At 71.0% G+C, this 16,074-nt stretch carries 15 protein-coding genes; 3 read left to right on the forward strand and 12 right to left on the reverse strand.

Annotated features, from left to right (window positions below; all coding sequences use genetic code 11):
* Positions 1-41: 41 nt before the first annotated feature.
* The gene (locus tag ABD262_RS18535) at positions 42-1,037 is read right to left on the reverse strand and encodes a stage II sporulation protein M (RefSeq protein ID WP_344139390.1); all 996 of its coding nucleotides are present in this window, start codon (positions 1,035-1,037) and stop codon (positions 42-44) included.
* 22 nt (positions 1,038-1,059) lie between these two features.
* On the opposite strand from ABD262_RS18535, the gene ABD262_RS18540 reads away from it, so the two are divergent.
* Complete coding sequence (locus ABD262_RS18540; RefSeq protein WP_344139392.1) at positions 1,060-1,884, forward strand: RDD family protein; 825 nt, start codon at positions 1,060-1,062, stop codon at positions 1,882-1,884.
* 36 nt (positions 1,885-1,920) lie between these two features.
* Here ABD262_RS18540 and ABD262_RS18545 read toward each other — a convergent pair whose 3' ends face one another.
* The gene (locus ABD262_RS18545; protein WP_425564920.1) at positions 1,921-3,093 is read right to left on the reverse strand and encodes an adenosine deaminase; all 1,173 of its coding nucleotides are present in this window, start codon (positions 3,091-3,093) and stop codon (positions 1,921-1,923) included.
* Positions 3,093-3,458: a cupin domain-containing protein gene (locus ABD262_RS18550; protein WP_344139395.1), complete on the reverse strand. Its 366-nt coding sequence runs from the start codon at positions 3,456-3,458 to the stop codon at positions 3,093-3,095. The genes ABD262_RS18545 and ABD262_RS18550 overlap by 1 nt, the downstream gene beginning before the upstream one ends.
* Before the next feature lie 113 nt (positions 3,459-3,571).
* On the opposite strand from ABD262_RS18550, the gene ABD262_RS18555 reads away from it, so the two are divergent.
* A complete protein-coding gene (locus tag ABD262_RS18555) occupies positions 3,572-4,171 on the forward strand; it encodes a TetR/AcrR family transcriptional regulator (RefSeq protein WP_344139398.1) in 600 nt (199 codons plus the stop codon).
* A 182-nt stretch (positions 4,172-4,353) separates the two neighbouring features.
* A complete protein-coding gene (locus tag ABD262_RS18560; RefSeq protein ID WP_344139401.1) occupies positions 4,354-5,352 on the forward strand; it encodes an alpha/beta hydrolase in 999 nt (332 codons plus the stop codon).
* Here the strand turns inward: ABD262_RS18560 and ABD262_RS18565 are convergent.
* The 9 genes from ABD262_RS18565 to ABD262_RS18605 all read right to left on the reverse strand — a co-directional run bounded on the left by ABD262_RS18565 (position 5,333) and on the right by ABD262_RS18605 (position 16,054).
* Positions 5,333-6,622: a thymidine phosphorylase gene (locus ABD262_RS18565; protein WP_344139404.1), complete on the reverse strand. Its 1,290-nt coding sequence runs from the start codon at positions 6,620-6,622 to the stop codon at positions 5,333-5,335. The genes ABD262_RS18560 and ABD262_RS18565 overlap by 20 nt on opposite strands.
* 154 nt (positions 6,623-6,776) lie before the next feature.
* Entirely contained in the window at positions 6,777-7,241 is a 465-nt protein-coding gene (locus ABD262_RS18570) for a cytidine deaminase (RefSeq protein ID WP_425564921.1), read from the reverse strand.
* A gap of 23 nt (positions 7,242-7,264) precedes the next feature.
* Positions 7,265-8,530: an ABC transporter permease gene (locus tag ABD262_RS18575; protein WP_344139410.1), complete on the reverse strand. Its 1,266-nt coding sequence runs from the start codon at positions 8,528-8,530 to the stop codon at positions 7,265-7,267.
* Positions 8,527-9,645, reverse strand: a complete 1,119-nt coding sequence (locus tag ABD262_RS18580; RefSeq protein WP_344139413.1) for an ABC transporter permease — start codon at positions 9,643-9,645, stop codon at positions 8,527-8,529. The genes ABD262_RS18575 and ABD262_RS18580 overlap by 4 nt, the downstream gene beginning before the upstream one ends.
* Positions 9,642-11,108 (reverse strand): ABC transporter ATP-binding protein, encoded by a 1,467-nt coding sequence (locus tag ABD262_RS18585; protein ID WP_344139416.1) that lies wholly within the window; start codon positions 11,106-11,108, stop codon positions 9,642-9,644. The genes ABD262_RS18580 and ABD262_RS18585 overlap by 4 nt, the downstream gene beginning before the upstream one ends.
* A 269-nt stretch (positions 11,109-11,377) precedes the next feature.
* Positions 11,378-12,403: a BMP family lipoprotein gene (locus ABD262_RS18590; protein WP_344139419.1), complete on the reverse strand. Its 1,026-nt coding sequence runs from the start codon at positions 12,401-12,403 to the stop codon at positions 11,378-11,380.
* A 165-nt stretch (positions 12,404-12,568) separates the two neighbouring features.
* On the reverse strand, positions 12,569-13,780 hold the full coding sequence (locus ABD262_RS18595; RefSeq protein ID WP_344139422.1) for an amidohydrolase: 1,212 nt from the start codon (positions 13,778-13,780) through the stop codon (positions 12,569-12,571).
* A gap of 81 nt (positions 13,781-13,861) precedes the next feature.
* On the reverse strand, positions 13,862-15,469 hold the full coding sequence (locus ABD262_RS18600; protein WP_344139425.1) for an acyl-CoA mutase large subunit family protein: 1,608 nt from the start codon (positions 15,467-15,469) through the stop codon (positions 13,862-13,864).
* A gap of 102 nt (positions 15,470-15,571) precedes the next feature.
* The gene (locus ABD262_RS18605; protein WP_344139428.1) at positions 15,572-16,054 is read right to left on the reverse strand and encodes a GbsR/MarR family transcriptional regulator; all 483 of its coding nucleotides are present in this window, start codon (positions 16,052-16,054) and stop codon (positions 15,572-15,574) included.
* Between the last annotated feature and the right edge of the window lie 20 nt (positions 16,055-16,074).

Raw genomic sequence — 16,074 nt, forward strand, 5'->3', positions numbered from 1 at the left:
CCGCCCTGCCTGACCCGGCGACCGGGCCCCGAGCGCCCTGGTCAGGCGGCGACGATCTCCAGGTCGCCCACGTCGCGGGCGTCGAGGTCGCCGGTGACGCCGGCTCGGTGCGCACGGCGGCCGACCACGAACACGTAGGCGAGGAAGGTCGACTCGGCCACCACGCCGATCCCGATCCGGGCCCAGGTCGGCAGGCCGGACGGCGTGACGAAGCCCTCGATCGTGCCGCTGACCAGCAGCACGGCGACAAGCCCCATCGCGATCGCCACCGCGGTGCGACCTTCGGCGGCAAAGGCCTGCAACCGCGTCCGGGGGCCGGGCTCGACCCACGACCAGAACAGCCGGAGCCCCACCGCAGCGGCGACGAACACCGCGGTCAGCTCGAGCAGACCGTGGGGCAGGATCAGCCCGAAGAACAGGCTGGTGCGGTCGTTAGCCATCATCAGCGCGGCAATGACGCCGACGCTCTGCACGTTGCTGAACAGGACGTAGAGGACCGGCAGGCCCAGGACACCGAGCGCGATGCACTGGGCCGCCACCCAGGCGTTGTTCACCCAGACCAGGGTGGCGAACTCGTGGTGAGGGAACTCGCGGTAGTAGTGCTCGAAGTCGGTGCCGACATAGGCGTTGATCTCCGCCGGGGTGAGCTGGCTGGTGTAGACCTCCGGGTGCCGCAGCGTCCAGGCCGCCACGAGGGCGATCACCAGCACGCTCGACAACGCCGTGGTCACCCACCACCACCGCGTCCGGTAGAGCGCAGCCGGGAAGGTGCGGGTGAAGAAGCCCAGCAGGTCGGACCAGGTGGTCGTCCTCGTGGCCACCATGGTGACCCGCGCCCGGGTCAGCAGCATCGACAGGTAGGCCACCACCGACGGGTCGGGGGTGGCCGACCGGACCACGGACAGGTCGGTGGAGACCCGCTGGTAGAGGTCGAGCAGCTCGTCGCCCTCCGCGCCGGTCAGGCGTCGTCGAGTCGCCAGCTCCTCCAGGCGCCCCCAGTACCGGCTGCGTGCGGCGACATACGCGTCCAGGTCCACGGCGCCACTCTATGCTTCGGCCATGAGCACGGGGGCCGGTTACCGCAGCTACGCGGGCGACGACATGGTGACCGGCGAGGGGGTCGCCGTCGAGCTGCCGATCGCCAGCGTCCCGGCGCGAGCCGCCTCCGGAGTCATCGACCTGCTGGTCGCGACGGCCGTCCTGGTGGTGGGCGCGCTGCTGGTCGGCCTCGTGTTCGGCGGCACCTCGTCGGCCGTCGCCCGGACGGTGTCGATCCTGCTGGTGGTCGGGGTCACCGTCGCCCTCCCCGCGACCGTGGAGACGCTGACCCGCGGACGCACGCTGGGCAAGCTCGCCCTCGGTCTGCGCGTCGTGCGCGACGACGGCGGACCCATCACGGCCCGCCACGCCCTCACCCGCGCCCTGGTCGGGTGGCCCGAGATCTACCTGCTGCTCGGCTCCGGGGCCCTGGTGTCAGCCCTGGTCAGCCCGCGAGCCAAGCGGCTCGGTGACATGGCGGCCGGCACCTACGTGGTGTCGCAGCGGGCGTCGCTGCGCCTGCTCCCGCCGCCGGTCATGCCGCCACCCCTGGCGCGGTGGGCCGCTGGCGCCGACCTGGCCGCCCTGCCGCCCGGCCTGGCCATCGCCGTCCGGCAGTTCCTCGGCCGGGCGCAGGGACTCAACCCGACCTCACGACACGAGCTCGGCCAGGCCCTGCTGCGCTCGGTCCTGCCGCACGTCTCGCCGCCGCCGCCGCCGGGCTTCCACGCCGAGCACGTGCTCGCCGCCGTCATCGCCGACCGTCGTCGCCGCGACGCCGAGCGGCTGGCCCGCGACGACCAGCGCCTCGCCCGGCTGCTGCCGCCGGACCAGCTCGGCGCCTGAGCGCTCCACCGCGGCCGCAGCGGGGGGCACCGCCAGTCAGTCCTGCTCGACCGGCTCCAGCAGCGCGGCGTAACCGGGCTTGACGACCCCTTCGATGATCGCGAGCCGCTCGTCGAACGGGATGAAGGCCGACTTCATCGCGTTGATCGTGACCCAGCGCAGGTCTTCCATCGTCCATCCGGCGTCGCGGACGAGCAGACCCATCTCCCGAGACATCGAGGTGCCGCTCATGAGCCGGTTGTCGGTGTTGACGGTGACCCTGAAACGCAGCCGCTTGAGCAACGAGATCGGGTGCAGCGCAACGGATTCCGCTGCCCCCGTCTGGACGTTGCTGCTGGGGCACATCTCGAGGGGGATGCGGGTGTCCCGCACGTATGCCGCGAGGCGCCCCAGGTGCACGTCCTTCGGGTCGGCGGCGACCGCGGCCGCGACGTCGTCGCCGAAGGCCTTGTCGCCGACCGTGAGGTCGTCGACGATGCGGACGCCGTGACCGAGCCGGTCGGCGCCGCACCACTGGATCGCCTCCCAGATGCTCGGCAGGCCGAAGGCCTCACCCGCGTGGATCGTGAAGTGGGCGTTCTCGCGGCGGAGGTACTCGAAGGCGTCGAGGTGCCGGGTGGGTGGGAACCCTGCCTCGGCCCCGGCGATGTCGAAGCCGCCGACGCCATGGTCGCGGTAGCGGACCGCGAGCTCGGCGATCTCGGTGCTCTTGGCCGCGTGCCGCATGGCGGTCAGCAGGGCCATCACCCGGATGGGGGTGCCGGCCTCGGCGGCCTGCTCCTCCCCCTCCCGGAACCCGGCGTTGACCGCCTCCACGACGTCCTCGAGCGCCAGGCCCTGGGAGATGTGCTGCTCGGGGGCGTAGCGGCTCTCCGCGTAGACGACGCCGTCGGCGGCGAGGTCGAGCACGCTCTCGCGCGCGACGCGGCGCAAGCCCTCGGTGGTCTGCATGACCGCCAGGGTGTGGTCGAAGGTCTCGAGGTAGCGCACCAGCGAGCCGGAGTCCGCACTGTCGCGGAACCAGGCACCAAGGCTGTCCGCGTCCGAGGCCGGCAACCCGGCATACCCGACCTGGTCGGCGATCTCGATGATCGTCTGGGGGCGCAGCCCACCGTCGAGGTGGTCGTGCAGGAGGGCCTTCGGGGCGCGCAGGACCTGGTCGTCCAGGCCGGTGGCGTCGTCGTCCCGCGACCCCTTGCGGCCGAAGATCACGCGCCCTCCTCCTCGTCGCGGTTGACGGTCTCGGGGCTGAAGGCCGGCAGGCACACGGCGACGTACTCAGCTCCCTCGGGACCGGTGGAGTAGCGGATCCGCTCGCCGGCCCGCGTCACGACGCTCTGACCCGCCTCGACGCGCAGCTGCCCGCCGTCGTGGTCGACGAGGACGGCGCCCGAGATGACCAGGGTGATCTCGTCGAAGTCCGGCGCCTGGAACGGCTCGGTCCAGTCGGCCGGAGCCTTCATGTGGGCCACCGAGACGGCCTCGCTGCCGGTGTTCACCCGGCCGACGTGCTCGTCGATGATCTTGCCGCCGGGGACGGGGATGGTCGTGGGGGTCGCAATGAGCTCAGGCACGGGGTCAGCCTAGTGCCGCGCCTTGGTGCGAGCCTCGGGGCCGGCCGGGCAGCCGCGGTGCCGGACCCGCTCAGACTGTTGACCAGTGCGAACGGTCGTGCTTTTATTGGCCCGTGAGCAAAGGCGACGAGACCCGCGACTCGGTGCTTCGCGTGGCGCTGGCGCAGTCGAGCCGGGTGGGCCTGCGCGGCATCACCATCGGCGGCCTCGCCGACGTCATGGAGATGTCCAAGAGCGGTCTGTTCGCCCACTTCGGGTCGAAGGAGGGGCTGCAGACCGCCGTCATGGACTATGCGGCCGAGGCCTTCACCCAGCTCGTCATCCGCCCGGCCCTCAAGCAGCCGCGCGGCGAGCCACGGCTGCGCGCGCTCTTCGACCGGTGGCTCGGCTGGGGTGGGTACGCCGACTACGCCCTGCCCGGCGGGTGCATCTTCATCTCGGTGGCGAGCGAGTACGACGACGAGCCCGATGGCCCGGTGCGCACCAAGGTCGTGCAGATCGAGCGCGACCTGCTCGACACCATCGAGACGATCGTCCGCGGCGGCGTGACCGAGGGCCAGTTCCGCGAGTCGACCGACGCGGCAGCCTTCGCCCACGACCTGCTCGCCATCGTCCTCGGCTACAACTTCTCGGCGCGGCTGCTCCACGACCCGGCCGCCACGCAGCGGGCCCAGGACGCCTTCGACCGCCTGCTCGACCACATCCGCAGCTGATCCCCCGGCTCCGGAATCCCGGTCACTGAATCCCGGCCACTGAATCCCGGCCACTGAATCCCAGCCCGGAAAGACACCAGCCACAGCAACCCAGCCAGAGAGGACCCGACATGTCGGTTCAAAAAAGCACGATCGATCGTTTTGTTGCCGCACAACCCACCATCCGCAGCACGTCACGCGCCGTGACCCCGGCGACACCCTCGACCCCGGCGACAGCCTCGACCTCGTCGACCTCCACCGCGTCGAACACCACCGCGTCGACCTCGGCACGGCCCGACGCCGCGAGCCCGGCCACCGGCCTGCCGGGCTCCCCCGCGCTGCGGAGGCTGTTCGCCCAGCTGGAGAGACGGTCCCCGGCCCTTGGCGGGCTGCTGGCCGAGCGCCTGTGGTTCCGGCTGCCGGCGGCTCCGGCCGCCGCGGTGCGGGCCGCCCGCACGCCGCACGGCGGTGAGCCCTTCGCGGTGCAGTGGACCCACGGCACCCTGCGCGGCCGGGTCTACGGCGACTGGGGCAACCCCACGGCATACCTCGTGCACGGGTGGGGCGGCTGGTGGCAGCAGCTCGGCGCCCACGTCCAGCCGCTGCTGGACCGCGGCCTGTGCGTCGTCACGTTCGATGCCCCGAGCCACGGCGACTCCGGACCCGGGGCGCACGGCGGTCGCTCGACGACGTTCGTCGAGATGGCCGAGGCGCTCGCGGCGGTCGTGGCGGAGTTCGGGCGCCCCACCGTCGTCGTGGCGCACTCCGCCGGCGCCCTCGCAGCGGTGCACGCCCTCGGCCTGGGGGTGCAGCCCGACTCGCTCGTGCTGGTCGCGGCACCGGACGGCGTCGAGGGGATGCTGCCGGTCTTCACGGCGGCCCTCGGCGTCGGTCGCCGGTCGCGCGAGGTGATGGTGCGCCGCGCCGAGCGCCGGGTGGGCACGCCCGTGGCCGAGCTCGACCTGCTCACCATGGCAGCCCGGCGCCCGAGCCTGCCGCGCCTGCTCGTCGTCCACGACCGCCACGACCGCGAGGCGCCCTTCTCCGCAGCGGTGCGCATCGCCGACGCCTGGCACGACGCCCGGCTGATGGTCACCGACGGCTGCGGTCACCGCCGCGTGCTGTGGAGCCCCGAGGTCGTCGAGCGGGTGGCATCCTTCGCGGACGCGGCCGCCGGACGGGTCAGGCGATCTTCTCGATGACCAGCGGCAGCAGGTCGGGACGGGAGCCCTCGGGGGCGATCGTGAACGCACCGTCCAGGGACTCCAGGGCGCGGTCGAAGCGCTCCGGGGTGTCGGTGTGCAGGGTCAGCAGCTTCTCGCCCGCACGGACCGTGGCCCCCGGCTTGTAGTGCATCTCCACCCCGGCCCCGGCCTGCACCGGGTCCTCCTTGCGGGCCCGCCCGGCGCCGAGACGCCAGGTGGCCACCCCGATCTTGAGGGCGTCGAGCTGGGTGAGCACGCCGTCGGCGGGGGCCAGGACGTCCTGGCTCTCCTTCGCCACCGGCAGGGTCGCGTCGGGGTCGCCACCCTGCGCGCGGATCATCGCCCTCCAGACGTCCATGGCCCGCCCGTCCTTCAGGGCGTCGGCGGGGTCGACGTCCTCCCGCCCGGCGCAGGCGAGCATCTCGCGGGCCAGCGCCAGGGTCAGCTCCACGACGTCCTCGGGACCACCACCCGCCAGCACCTCGACCGACTCGCGCACCTCGATCGCGTTGCCGGCGGTCAGGCCGAGCGGCACCTGCATGTTGGTCAGCATCGCCACGGTCTGCACCCCGGCGTCGGTGCCGAGGTCGACCATCGTGCGGGCCAGCTCGCGCGCGTCGTCGACGTTCTTCATGAACGCTCCGCTGCCGACCTTCACGTCGAGCACCAGCGCACCGGTGCCCTCGGCGATCTTCTTGCTCATGATCGAGGACGCGATCAGCGGGATCGCCTCGACGGTGCCGGTCACGTCGCGCAGGGCGTAGAGCTTCTTGTCCGCGGGGGCGAGGCCGTCGCCCGCGGCGCAGATCACCGCACCGACGTCCTCGAGCTGCTGCATCATCGCCTCGTTGCTCATCGCCGCCCGCCAGCCCGGGATGGACTCGAGCTTGTCGAGCGTGCCGCCGGTGTGGCCGAGGCCGCGCCCCGACAGCTGCGGCACCGCGACGCCGCAGGCCGCCACGAGGGGCGCCAGCGGCAGGGTGATCTTGTCGCCGACACCGCCGGTGGAGTGCTTGTCGGCCGTCGGGCGCGACAGGCCGGAGAAGTCCATCCGCTCGCCGCTGGCGATCATCGCGCCGGTCCAGCGGGAGATCTCACGACGGTTCATGCCGTTCAGCAGGATGGCCATCGCGAGGCTCGACATCTGCTCGTCGGCCACCGCACCGCGGGTGTAGGCGTCGATGACCCAGTCGATCTGGGCATCGGACAGCTCGCCCTTGCCACGCTTGGCGATGATCACGTCGACAGCATCGAAGGCTTCACTCATGGGGCCATCGTGTCAGACCCGATAGCGCCCGACCATCCGCTCTCGGAGCACACCGGTCCCGCGACTGGAAGCGGTCGGCTGGCCGAGCTTCGCGGGCTCGGGCGCGCGAAAGGCACGCAGAGCCGGGGAGATTGGCCGAGCTTCCCGGGGCGGGTCAGACCGGGTGCTGCGCCGCGGTCAGGTTGTCGGGACCGAACGCCTGCGGCAGCACCTCACTCATCGGCAGCACGCCCTCGGGGGTGAGCAGCAGGCACTCGGGGCCGCCGTTCTCCCAGAGCAGCTGCCGGCACCGTCCGCACGGCATCAGCGGCTGGCCGTCGCCGCCCACGCAGGAGACCGCCACGAGCCGGCCGCCGCCGGTCGCGTGCAGCTCGGAGACCAGGCCGCACTCGGCGCAGAGCCCGACGCCGTACGCGGCGTTCTCGACGTTGCACCCCGCCACGACGCGACCGTCGTCGACGATCCCGGCCACCCCCACGGGGAAGTTGGAGTAGGGCGCGTAGGCCCTGCCCATGATCTCGATCGCCTTGGCGCGCAAGGCGTCCCAGTCGACGTCCTCAGGAGCGGGAGGAGCGGTATGCCGCGTCGGCGCCGGCTCGGCGGCATCCGCCTCGCCCAGCTGCGCCCTGGGGTCAGGGCACACTAGCTGCCCTCACCCTTGCGGTAGACCTGGCCGTCGGCTGCGGGCATGCGCAGGCGTTGGGAGGCGAAGGCGAGCACCAGCAGCGTGGTGACGTAGGGAGTGGTGCCGGTCAGCTCGGCGGGCACTGCGTCGACCGCGAAGTACCACCAGCCGACGAGCACGCCGACGACGATGGCGAGCGCGCCCTGGACGATCCGCTGGTTGCGGACGATCTGCCAGACGCCGACGGCGACGAGCAGCACGGCGAAGAGCAGCAGGAACGCGTGCACGGTGGCACCGCCGCGGAGCTGGACCGCGTCGGTGTAGCCGAACAACGCGGCACCGGTGAGCAGACCGCCCGGCCGCCAGTTGCCGAAGATCATGGCGGCGAGGCCGATGTAGCCACGGCCACCGGTCTGCCCGTCGCGGTAGATGTTGGCCGCCACGAGGGCGAGGAAGCCACCACCGAGGCCCGCGAGGCCACCGGAGACGAGCACGGCGAGGAACTTGTAGCGCAGCACGTTGACCCCGAGGGACTCCGCCGCGACCGGCGACTCGCCCACGGACCGCAGGCGCAGCCCGAACGCGGAGCGCCACAGCACCCACCAGGTGCCGACGAAGAGCAGCACCGCGATGATCGTGAGGACCGAGACGTTGGTGCACAGGGCGCGCAGGACGGCGGCGACGTCGCTGACGAAGAACCAGTCCTTCTTCTCGATCGTGCCGAGGCCGTCGGACACCCCGGGGATGGTGAAGTCCGGGAGGGAGTCGATCGGCGGTGACTGGGTCGGCCCACCACCGGGTAGCCCGGTGAAGAACCTCGCGGCGAGGTACTTGGCGACCCCGAGGCCGATGATGTTGATCGCGACACCCGACACGATGTGGTCGACCCCGAAGGTCACGGTGGCGACGGCGTGGATCAGGCCGCCGAGCATCCCCATCAGGACGGCGCCGAAGAGGCCGGCCCACGGCCCCATGTGGTAGCCGAAGAACCCGGCTCCCCAGGTGCCGAGGATCATCATGCCCTCGAGCCCGATGTTGACCACGCCCGCACGCTCCGACCACAGGCCGCCGAGACCGGCGAGCCCGATCGGCACGGCGAGGCCGATGGCTGCGGCGAGGGCACCGGACGACGCGATGTCGTCGGCACCGGTCACCAGGCGCAGCACGGAGATCATGGCGATCGCGCCGACCGCCACGATCGACCACTCGCGCACCCCGAAGCTGCGCCGCTTCGGCCGGTCGACGACGGCCTGGGTGCCGACCTCGAGTCGCGCGGCGCTCATGCCGGGGCTCCTTCCGTGGCGGGGGTGGCTTGCTTCTGCGCCGCGAGCTCGCGGGCGACCCGGGTCTGCTCGATCCGCTTGTCGGCCCGCCGGATCAGCTCGTAGGCGATGACGACGGCGAAGAGGATGACGCCCTGGATGATGTTGACGAGCTCCTGGGCCACGTCGGCCTGGATCTGCAGCGCGTTGGACTGCACGTCGAGGAACGCCCACAGCAGCGAGGCGAACCCGATGCCGACCGCGTTGTTGCGGCCCAGCAGGGCGATCGCGATGCCGGCGAACCCGAGCCCCGACTGGAACGTCGTGCCGTAGTTGTGGTCCTGCCCGAACAGCAGCGGCATCCCCACCAGGCCGGCGAGGGCACCGGACGCGATCATCGCCGTCATCACCATGCGTGGCACGTTCACCCCGCTCGCGACGGCGGCGCTCTCGGACCGTCCGGTGGCTCGCAGGTCGAACCCGAACCGGGTCTTGCCGAGCACGAACCAGTAGAGGAGGCCGACGAGGATCGCAAGCAGCAGCAACGTGTAGACCCGGTTCGTCGCGCCTGGGATCAGCTTGAAGCCCTCGAGCTGCGACGACTCGGGGATGGTCTTGGTCTCGATGCTGTTGGAGCCCTCACCGCGGCTGGACACCTTCAGCAGGAGCCAGCTCACCACGCCGGTGGCGATGGCGTTCAGCATGATCGTCGAGATCACCTCGGAGACGCCGCGCTTCACCTTGAGGTATGCCGCGATGCTGGCCCACAGCCCACCGGCCACCATGGCGACGATGATGGCCACGATGATGTTGAGCCACCCGGGGAGCCAGGCCTGGCCGGCGAAGATGGCCGCGGCGAAGGCGGCGACGCGGTACTGGCCGTCGACCCCGATGTTGAACAGGTTCATCCGGAACCCCACCGCCACCGCGATGGCCGACAGGTAGAACACCGAGGCGGCGTTGATGATGTTGACGGTCTGCCGGGGCTTGGGCACCGCGAGGATCGTCTTCCAGACATCGCCGACAGGGTCGCCGACGGCGACGAGGACCAGCGACGTCACGACGAAGGCGACGACCAGCGCCAGCACGGGGGCGGCCAGGCTCAGCACGATGCGACGCACGTTGAACGACTTCACCGCGACTCCTCCTTCTCGCCGGCGCCCGTCATGGCGGCACCGAGGTCCTCTGCCGTGACGTGGTCGGGGTCGAAGTCGCCTGACAGCTTGCCGCGCAGGATCACGCGGATGGAGTCGGACAAGCCGATCAGCTCCTCCAGGTCTGCGGAGATCAGGAGCACGGCGAGGCCCTCACGCCGGGCGGCCCTGATGTGGTCCCAGATGCTCGACTGCGCGCCGACGTCGACCCCACGGGTGGGGTGGGCGGCGATGAGCACCTTGGGCTGGTGGCTCATCTCGCGACCGATGATGAGCTTCTGCTGGTTGCCACCCGAGAGGGAGCCCGCGGTGACGAAGATCGAGGGGGTGCGGACGTCGTACTCCTTGACGAGCCGCTCGGTGTCAGCCTTCGCGGCGGCCGCGTCGATGAGCTGGCCCTTCACGTTGGGCGACTCGGTCTGGTGCCCCAGGATGCGGTTCTCCCACAGCGGCGCCTCCAGCAGCAGGCCATGGCGGTGCCGGTCCTCCGGGATGTAGCCGACGCCGGCCTCGCGGATCTCGCGGACGTGCCAGTCGGAGATGTCGGTGTCACCGAGGTAGACCTCGCCGGAGCTCGGCTCGCGCATCCCCATGATCACCTCGACGAGCTCGGCCTGGCCGTTGCCCTCGACGCCGGCGATGCCGAGCACCTCGCCCGCGTGGATGGTCAGGGAGATGCCGTCGAGGACCGGGCGGCCGGAGCCGCCACCGAGCACGATGTCGTCGAGCCGGAGCAGCACCCGGTCGGTGACCGTGGACTCCTCGGTCGTGGGCGACGGGAGCTCGGAGCCGACCATCAGCTCCGCGAGCTGCCGGGCGTTGACCGACGAGGGGTCGACCGTGTCGATGGTGGTGCCGCGGCGGATCACCGTGATGGAGTCGGCGACCCGGAGCACCTCGTCGAGCTTGTGGGAGATGAACAGGACGGTGAGCCCTTCGTCCTTCAGCTCGGCCAGCTGGTCGAACAGCTCGTCGACCTCCTGGGGCACGAGCACCGCGGTCGGCTCGTCGAGGATCAGCGTCTTGGCCCCGCGGAACAGCACCTTGAGGATCTCGATCCGCTGGCGGGCACCCACCCCGAGGTCGGCGACGAGCGCGTCGGGGTCGATGTCGAGCTTGTAGGCGTCGGAGATGCGCTTGATCTCGCGGCGGGCCCCGTCACCAATGCCGTGCAGCTTCTCCGCGCCGAGGACGACGTTCTCGAGGACCGTGAGGTTGTCGGCCAGCATGAAGTGCTGGAAGACCATGCCGATCCCCGCGGCGATGGCGTCCGACGGCGAGTGGAGGTGGACGACCTCGCCGTTGACCTTGATGGTGCCCTCGTCCGGGCGCTGTACGCCGTACAGGATCTTCATCAGGGTGGACTTGCCGGCGCCGTTCTCCCCGACGATCGCGTGGACCGTGCCACGGCGCACCGAAAAGGTGATGTCCTTGTTGGCGACCACACCCGGGAACCGCTTGGTGATCCCCTCCAGCTCGACGGCCGGGGCACCACCTTCCGAGGTCGAGGTCGGGGTCAGCGCTGGAGAAGCAGTGATGGCTCACACTCCTGGTCCGGGCCCGCGACAGCGCGGGCGGGTGGCGCAAATGGGGGCGCATCCGACAGGGGTGGTCTGCCGGGTGCAGTGGGCGATCAGACAAGCACACGGCCCGGGTCCGACGCTACCGCGCCGCCCGGGCCGTGTGTTGCCCACATGCCCTACAAGGGGGTCGATCAGGGGGTGACGGGCACCTTGATCTCGCCAGAGATGATCTTGGCCTTGAAGTCATCGAGCTTGGACTTGATGTCGTCGATCTGACCACCGGTCGTGGAGTAGTCCACACCGCCGGCCTTCAGGTCGTAGACATTGTTGCCCGTGAGCTCCTTACCCTCGGACGCCGACTTGATGAAGTCGTACACCGCGACGTCGACCTTCTTGATCATCGACGTCATGATGACCGAGCGCACACCCTCGGGGGCCGTGAGGGCCTGGTCCGAGTCGACACCGATCGCGAGCTTGCCGGCCGCCTTGGCTGCCGTGAAGACGCCACCACCCGAACCGCCGGCTGCGTGGTAGACCACGTCGGCGCCCTTCTGGTACATGCCGTCAGCCGCGGTCTTGCCCTTGGCCGGGTCACCGAAGCCGCTGAAGTCCGGCGGCTGGGTGAGGTACTGCGAGTCGATCTTGATGGACGGGTTCACGGCCTTGGCGCCGGCGATGTAGCCAGCCTCGAACTTCTTGATCAGCGGGACGTTGACGCCACCGACGAAGCCGATGTGGCCCGACTTGGACTTCAGCGCAGCGGCCGCACCGACGAGGAAGGAGCCCTCGTTCTCGGCGAACGTGATCTGGTCGACGTTCGCGCCCTTGGAGTCGTCCGACGCGTCGTCGACGATGGCGAAGTGGACGTCGGGGTTGTCCTTGGCGGCCTTGCCGACGGACTTGGCGTAGGCGAACCCGACCGCGACGACGTGGGTGTAGCCGGCGTCGATGAGCTGCTGGAGGCGCTCCTCGCGAGCCGCTTCGTTCTCGCCGTTGACGGCGGCGGCTTCCTTGGTGTCCACCCCGAGCTCGGACTTGGCCTTGTCGAGCCCCGCCGCAGCGGAGTCGTTGAAGGACTGGTCACCGCGACCACCGACGTCGTAGGCCATGCCGACCTTGATGGCGGCCTTCTTCGTCGTGCTCGAGCTGGAACTGCTGGAGCCCGAGCCGTTGCCCGAGTCACCACATGCGGCGAGGGTCAGTGCTGCCACTGACATCACCGCTGCAACCTTCATCGTGTGACGCAAGGCTGTCTCCTGTTCTTTGGTGTGCATGAGGCGCTCTGGTGCGCCACTAGGCCGTGAGGATAGCCCGATGAATCAGCCGGTTGGTCAGGCTTGCCGGTCTTGGGGCACAAACCGTTACCGATCCGCGACTGTCTCTCATACCGGTGCAGGAGCAACGGCGCCGGTCTTGACCACGCCGGAGACGACCGCGCCGGCGAGCAGGCGCGCGCCCTGCACGACCGAACCGTCGTCGACCACGAGGTCACCCTGGTGCAGGTCGTAGGTCCGGCCACCGGGCGTCCGCGTACCCAGGCGCGCCATCGCGCCCGGCACCTGCCGCAGGTACCACGCGAAGTCCTCGCCGCCGAGCGACTGCGGCGTGCTGACCGCCACCAGCCCGGCGCCCTCGGCCGCGGCGCGCAAGACGTCGATGGCCTCGGGGTCGTTGACCACGGGTGGCACGCCCTGGACGTGCTCGAGCACTGCCGTCACGGCATACGGGGCGACGACGTGCTCGACCGCCTCCGCGAGGAGGGGGCCGATCGTGGTCCAGGCCTGCGCGTCGAGCATCCGCAGGGTGCCGGCGATGGCGCCGCTCGAGGGGATCACGTTGGCCGCCTGGCCCGCGTGCACCTCACCCCAGACCAGCGCGAAGGCGCTGCGGGGGTCGAGCCGTCGGGACAGCACCGCGGGGAGCTCGGTCACCACCTTGGCCAGGGCGAAGGTGAGGTCCTCGGTGAGGTGGGGGCGCGAGGTGTGGCCGCCGCGACCGCTCAGGTGGACGCTGACCCGGTCAGCCGCCGCGGTGATGGCGCCCTCGCGCAGGCCCACGCTGCCGACGTCGAGGCTGGGGTCGCAGTGCACGGCGAAGATGGCGTCGACCCCGTCGAGCGCTCCCTCGGCCAGCAGGTCGACCGCGCCGCCGGGGATGACCTCCTCGGCCGGCTGGAACAGCAGGCGCACCCCGATCCCCCGCTCGCGCAGCGCTTCCTCGTGCTGCTTGAGGGCCAGCCCGGCGCCGAGCATGGCGGCCACGTGGACGTCGTGACCACACGCGTGGCAGATGCCTTCGGTGGTCGAGGCCCAGGGCAGGCCGGTGACCTCGCCCACGGGCAGCGCGTCGAGGTCGGCGCGCAGCGCGACCCGGTAGGCCGGCTGCTCGGCCCCGAGGTCGGCGATGATGCCGCTGACGGGGAGGGAGCGGTGCACGATCCCGGCCGCGGCGAGCCGGCGGGAGACGGTCGCGGTCGTGCGGGCCTCACCCCGGGACAGCTCGGGGTGGGCGTGCACGTCGTGCTGGAGTGCGAGGAGCTCCGGGGCGAGGGCGTCGACGGTGGCGCACAGCGCCACCAGGAGGTTGTCGGTCATGTCAGCGCGCACTCTACTCGCGGCGTCCGTGACCCCTTGCCCTCCGCGGGCCTGTGGCGGCCGCGGTTCGGTGGCGCGGGGCTAGAACGTGTCGCGCGGGACGTAGAGGCCCCAGACGTCGCGCAGCGCGTGGCTGACCTCGCCGCCGGTGGCGCGCAGCCGCAGCGCCTCGCGCATCGGGTAGAGCAGGTTGTCGGTGCCGCGGGCCGCCTCGCGCACCGCCTCGAGGGCAGCCTCGACGGCGGCGTTGTCGCGCTCGGCCCGCAGTGCGGCGAGCCGCTCGCGTTGGTCGTGCTCGATCTGCGGGTCGACGCGCAGCGGCTCGTAGGGCTCCTCCTCGTCGAGGGCGAACCGGTTGAGCCCGACGACGGTGCGCGCCTTGCTGTCGATCTCGAGCGCGATCCGGTAGGCCGACCGCTCGATCTCGGACTTCTGGAAGCCCTGCTCGATCGCGGCGACCGCTCCCCCACGGTCCTCGACGGCCTGGATCAGGTCGAGCGCGGCGGCCTCGACGTCGTCGGTCATCGACTCGACGACGTAGGAGCCGGCGAACGGGTCGACCGTCTTGGTCACGTCGGTCTCGTAGGCGATCACCTGCTGGGTGCGCAGGGCGAGGCGGGCAGCCTTCTGCGTCGGGAGCGCGATCGCCTCGTCGAACGAGTTGGTGTGCAGCGACTGGGTGCCACCGAGCACCGCCCCGAGCCCCTGGAGCGCGACCCGCACGAGGTTGACCTCGGGCTGCTGCGCGGTCAGCTGCACGCCGGCGGTCTGGGTGTGGAAGCGCAGCATCTGGCTCTTGGGGTTCTTCGCCCCGAACTCGTCACGCATGATCCGCGCCCAGATCCGGCGAGCCGCCCGGAACTTGGCGACCTCCTCCAGCAGCGTGGTGCGGGCGACGAAGAAGAACGACAGTCGCGGCGCGAAGTCGTCGACGTCGAGGCCGGCTGCCTGGGCGGCGCGGACGTACTCCTTGGCGTTGGCGAGGGTGAAGGCGATCTCCTGCGCGGGCGTCGCCCCGGCCTCGGCCATGTGGTAGCCGCTGATGGAGATGGTGTTCCAGCGCGGCAGCTCCTTGTGGCAGTAAGCGAAGATGTCGCTGATCAGCCGCAAGGACTCCTTCGGCGGGTAGATGTAGGTGCCGCGGGCGATGTACTCCTTCAGCACGTCGTTCTGGATCGTGCCGGCCAGCCTCGACGAGTCGGCGCCGTTCTCCTCGGCGACGAGCTGGTACATCAGCAGCAGGGTCGCGGCGGGGGCGTTGATCGTCATCGACGTCGACAGGTCACCGAGCGGCAGCCCCCCGAACAGCGTCCGCATGTCGTCGATCGAGTCGATGGCGACGCCGACCTTGCCGACCTCACCGTGGGCGATCGCCTCGTCGGAGTCGTAGCCCATCTGGGTCGGCAGGTCGAAGGCGACCGAGAGCCCGCCGGTGCCGTTGGCCACCAGCTCGTGGTAGCGCTCGTTCGACTCCTTGGCCGTGCCGAACCCGGCGTACTGCCGCATCGTCCACGGGCGCCCCGTGTACATGTTCGGGTAGACGCCCCGCGTGTAGGGGAACTCCCCGGGCGCACCGAGCTGGGTGGCGGGGTCGAAGCCCTCGAGGTCGCCCGCGGCATACACGGCCTTGATCGGGAGGTCGGACTCGGTGCGGGTCTGCAAGCGGTCTTCGGGGACGTCGGCGGCCATGCGCCCACGATAGTGAGCCGGTGTGCCGTGTGGTCGCCGCTCGTGGCCCACCTCACCGTGGCCTCGGTCACCCCACCCCGTCACACCTGAAGCTGGGGTCAGTCAGTGGCCCAGCTCGGCCCGGCGCTTGTCCCACCGCTCGGAGAGCTGCTGCATCTCCTCGGTGACGAACTCCAGGAACGCGACGCTCAGGGCCAGGCGGTCCCCCGCCGTCGTGCCCGCGCCCCCGACCTGGTCGACGCCGTCACGCAGCGCCTGGGTGAGCGGTGCGTAGAGGTTGGCCGAGTTCATCATCACGTCGTGCCAGGCGTCGTCGGCGACGACGTAGACGTCGCGACGACTGCCCTGCTCGCGCTCGCGGTGGATCATCCGCAGCTGCTGCAGCGAGCGCACCGCCCCCGACACGGAGGCGGGGCTGACGGCGAGCACCTCCCCGATCTCCGCGGCCGTCATCCGTCCGTCGTCGTCGGCCAGCAGGGCCGCGAAGACCCGCGAGGGCAGCCGTTGCATCCCGGCCGCCGTGAGGGCGGACCCGAACCGCTCGACGAAGCGCGCCGGGTCGGCAGCGGGGGAGGTGGGCGTCATGAGGCGAGTTTAGATCATTC

The sequence above is a fragment of the Pedococcus bigeumensis genome (assembly GCF_039531795.1).
GTDB classification, from domain to species: Bacteria; Actinomycetota; Actinomycetes; order Actinomycetales; family Dermatophilaceae; genus Pedococcus; species Pedococcus bigeumensis.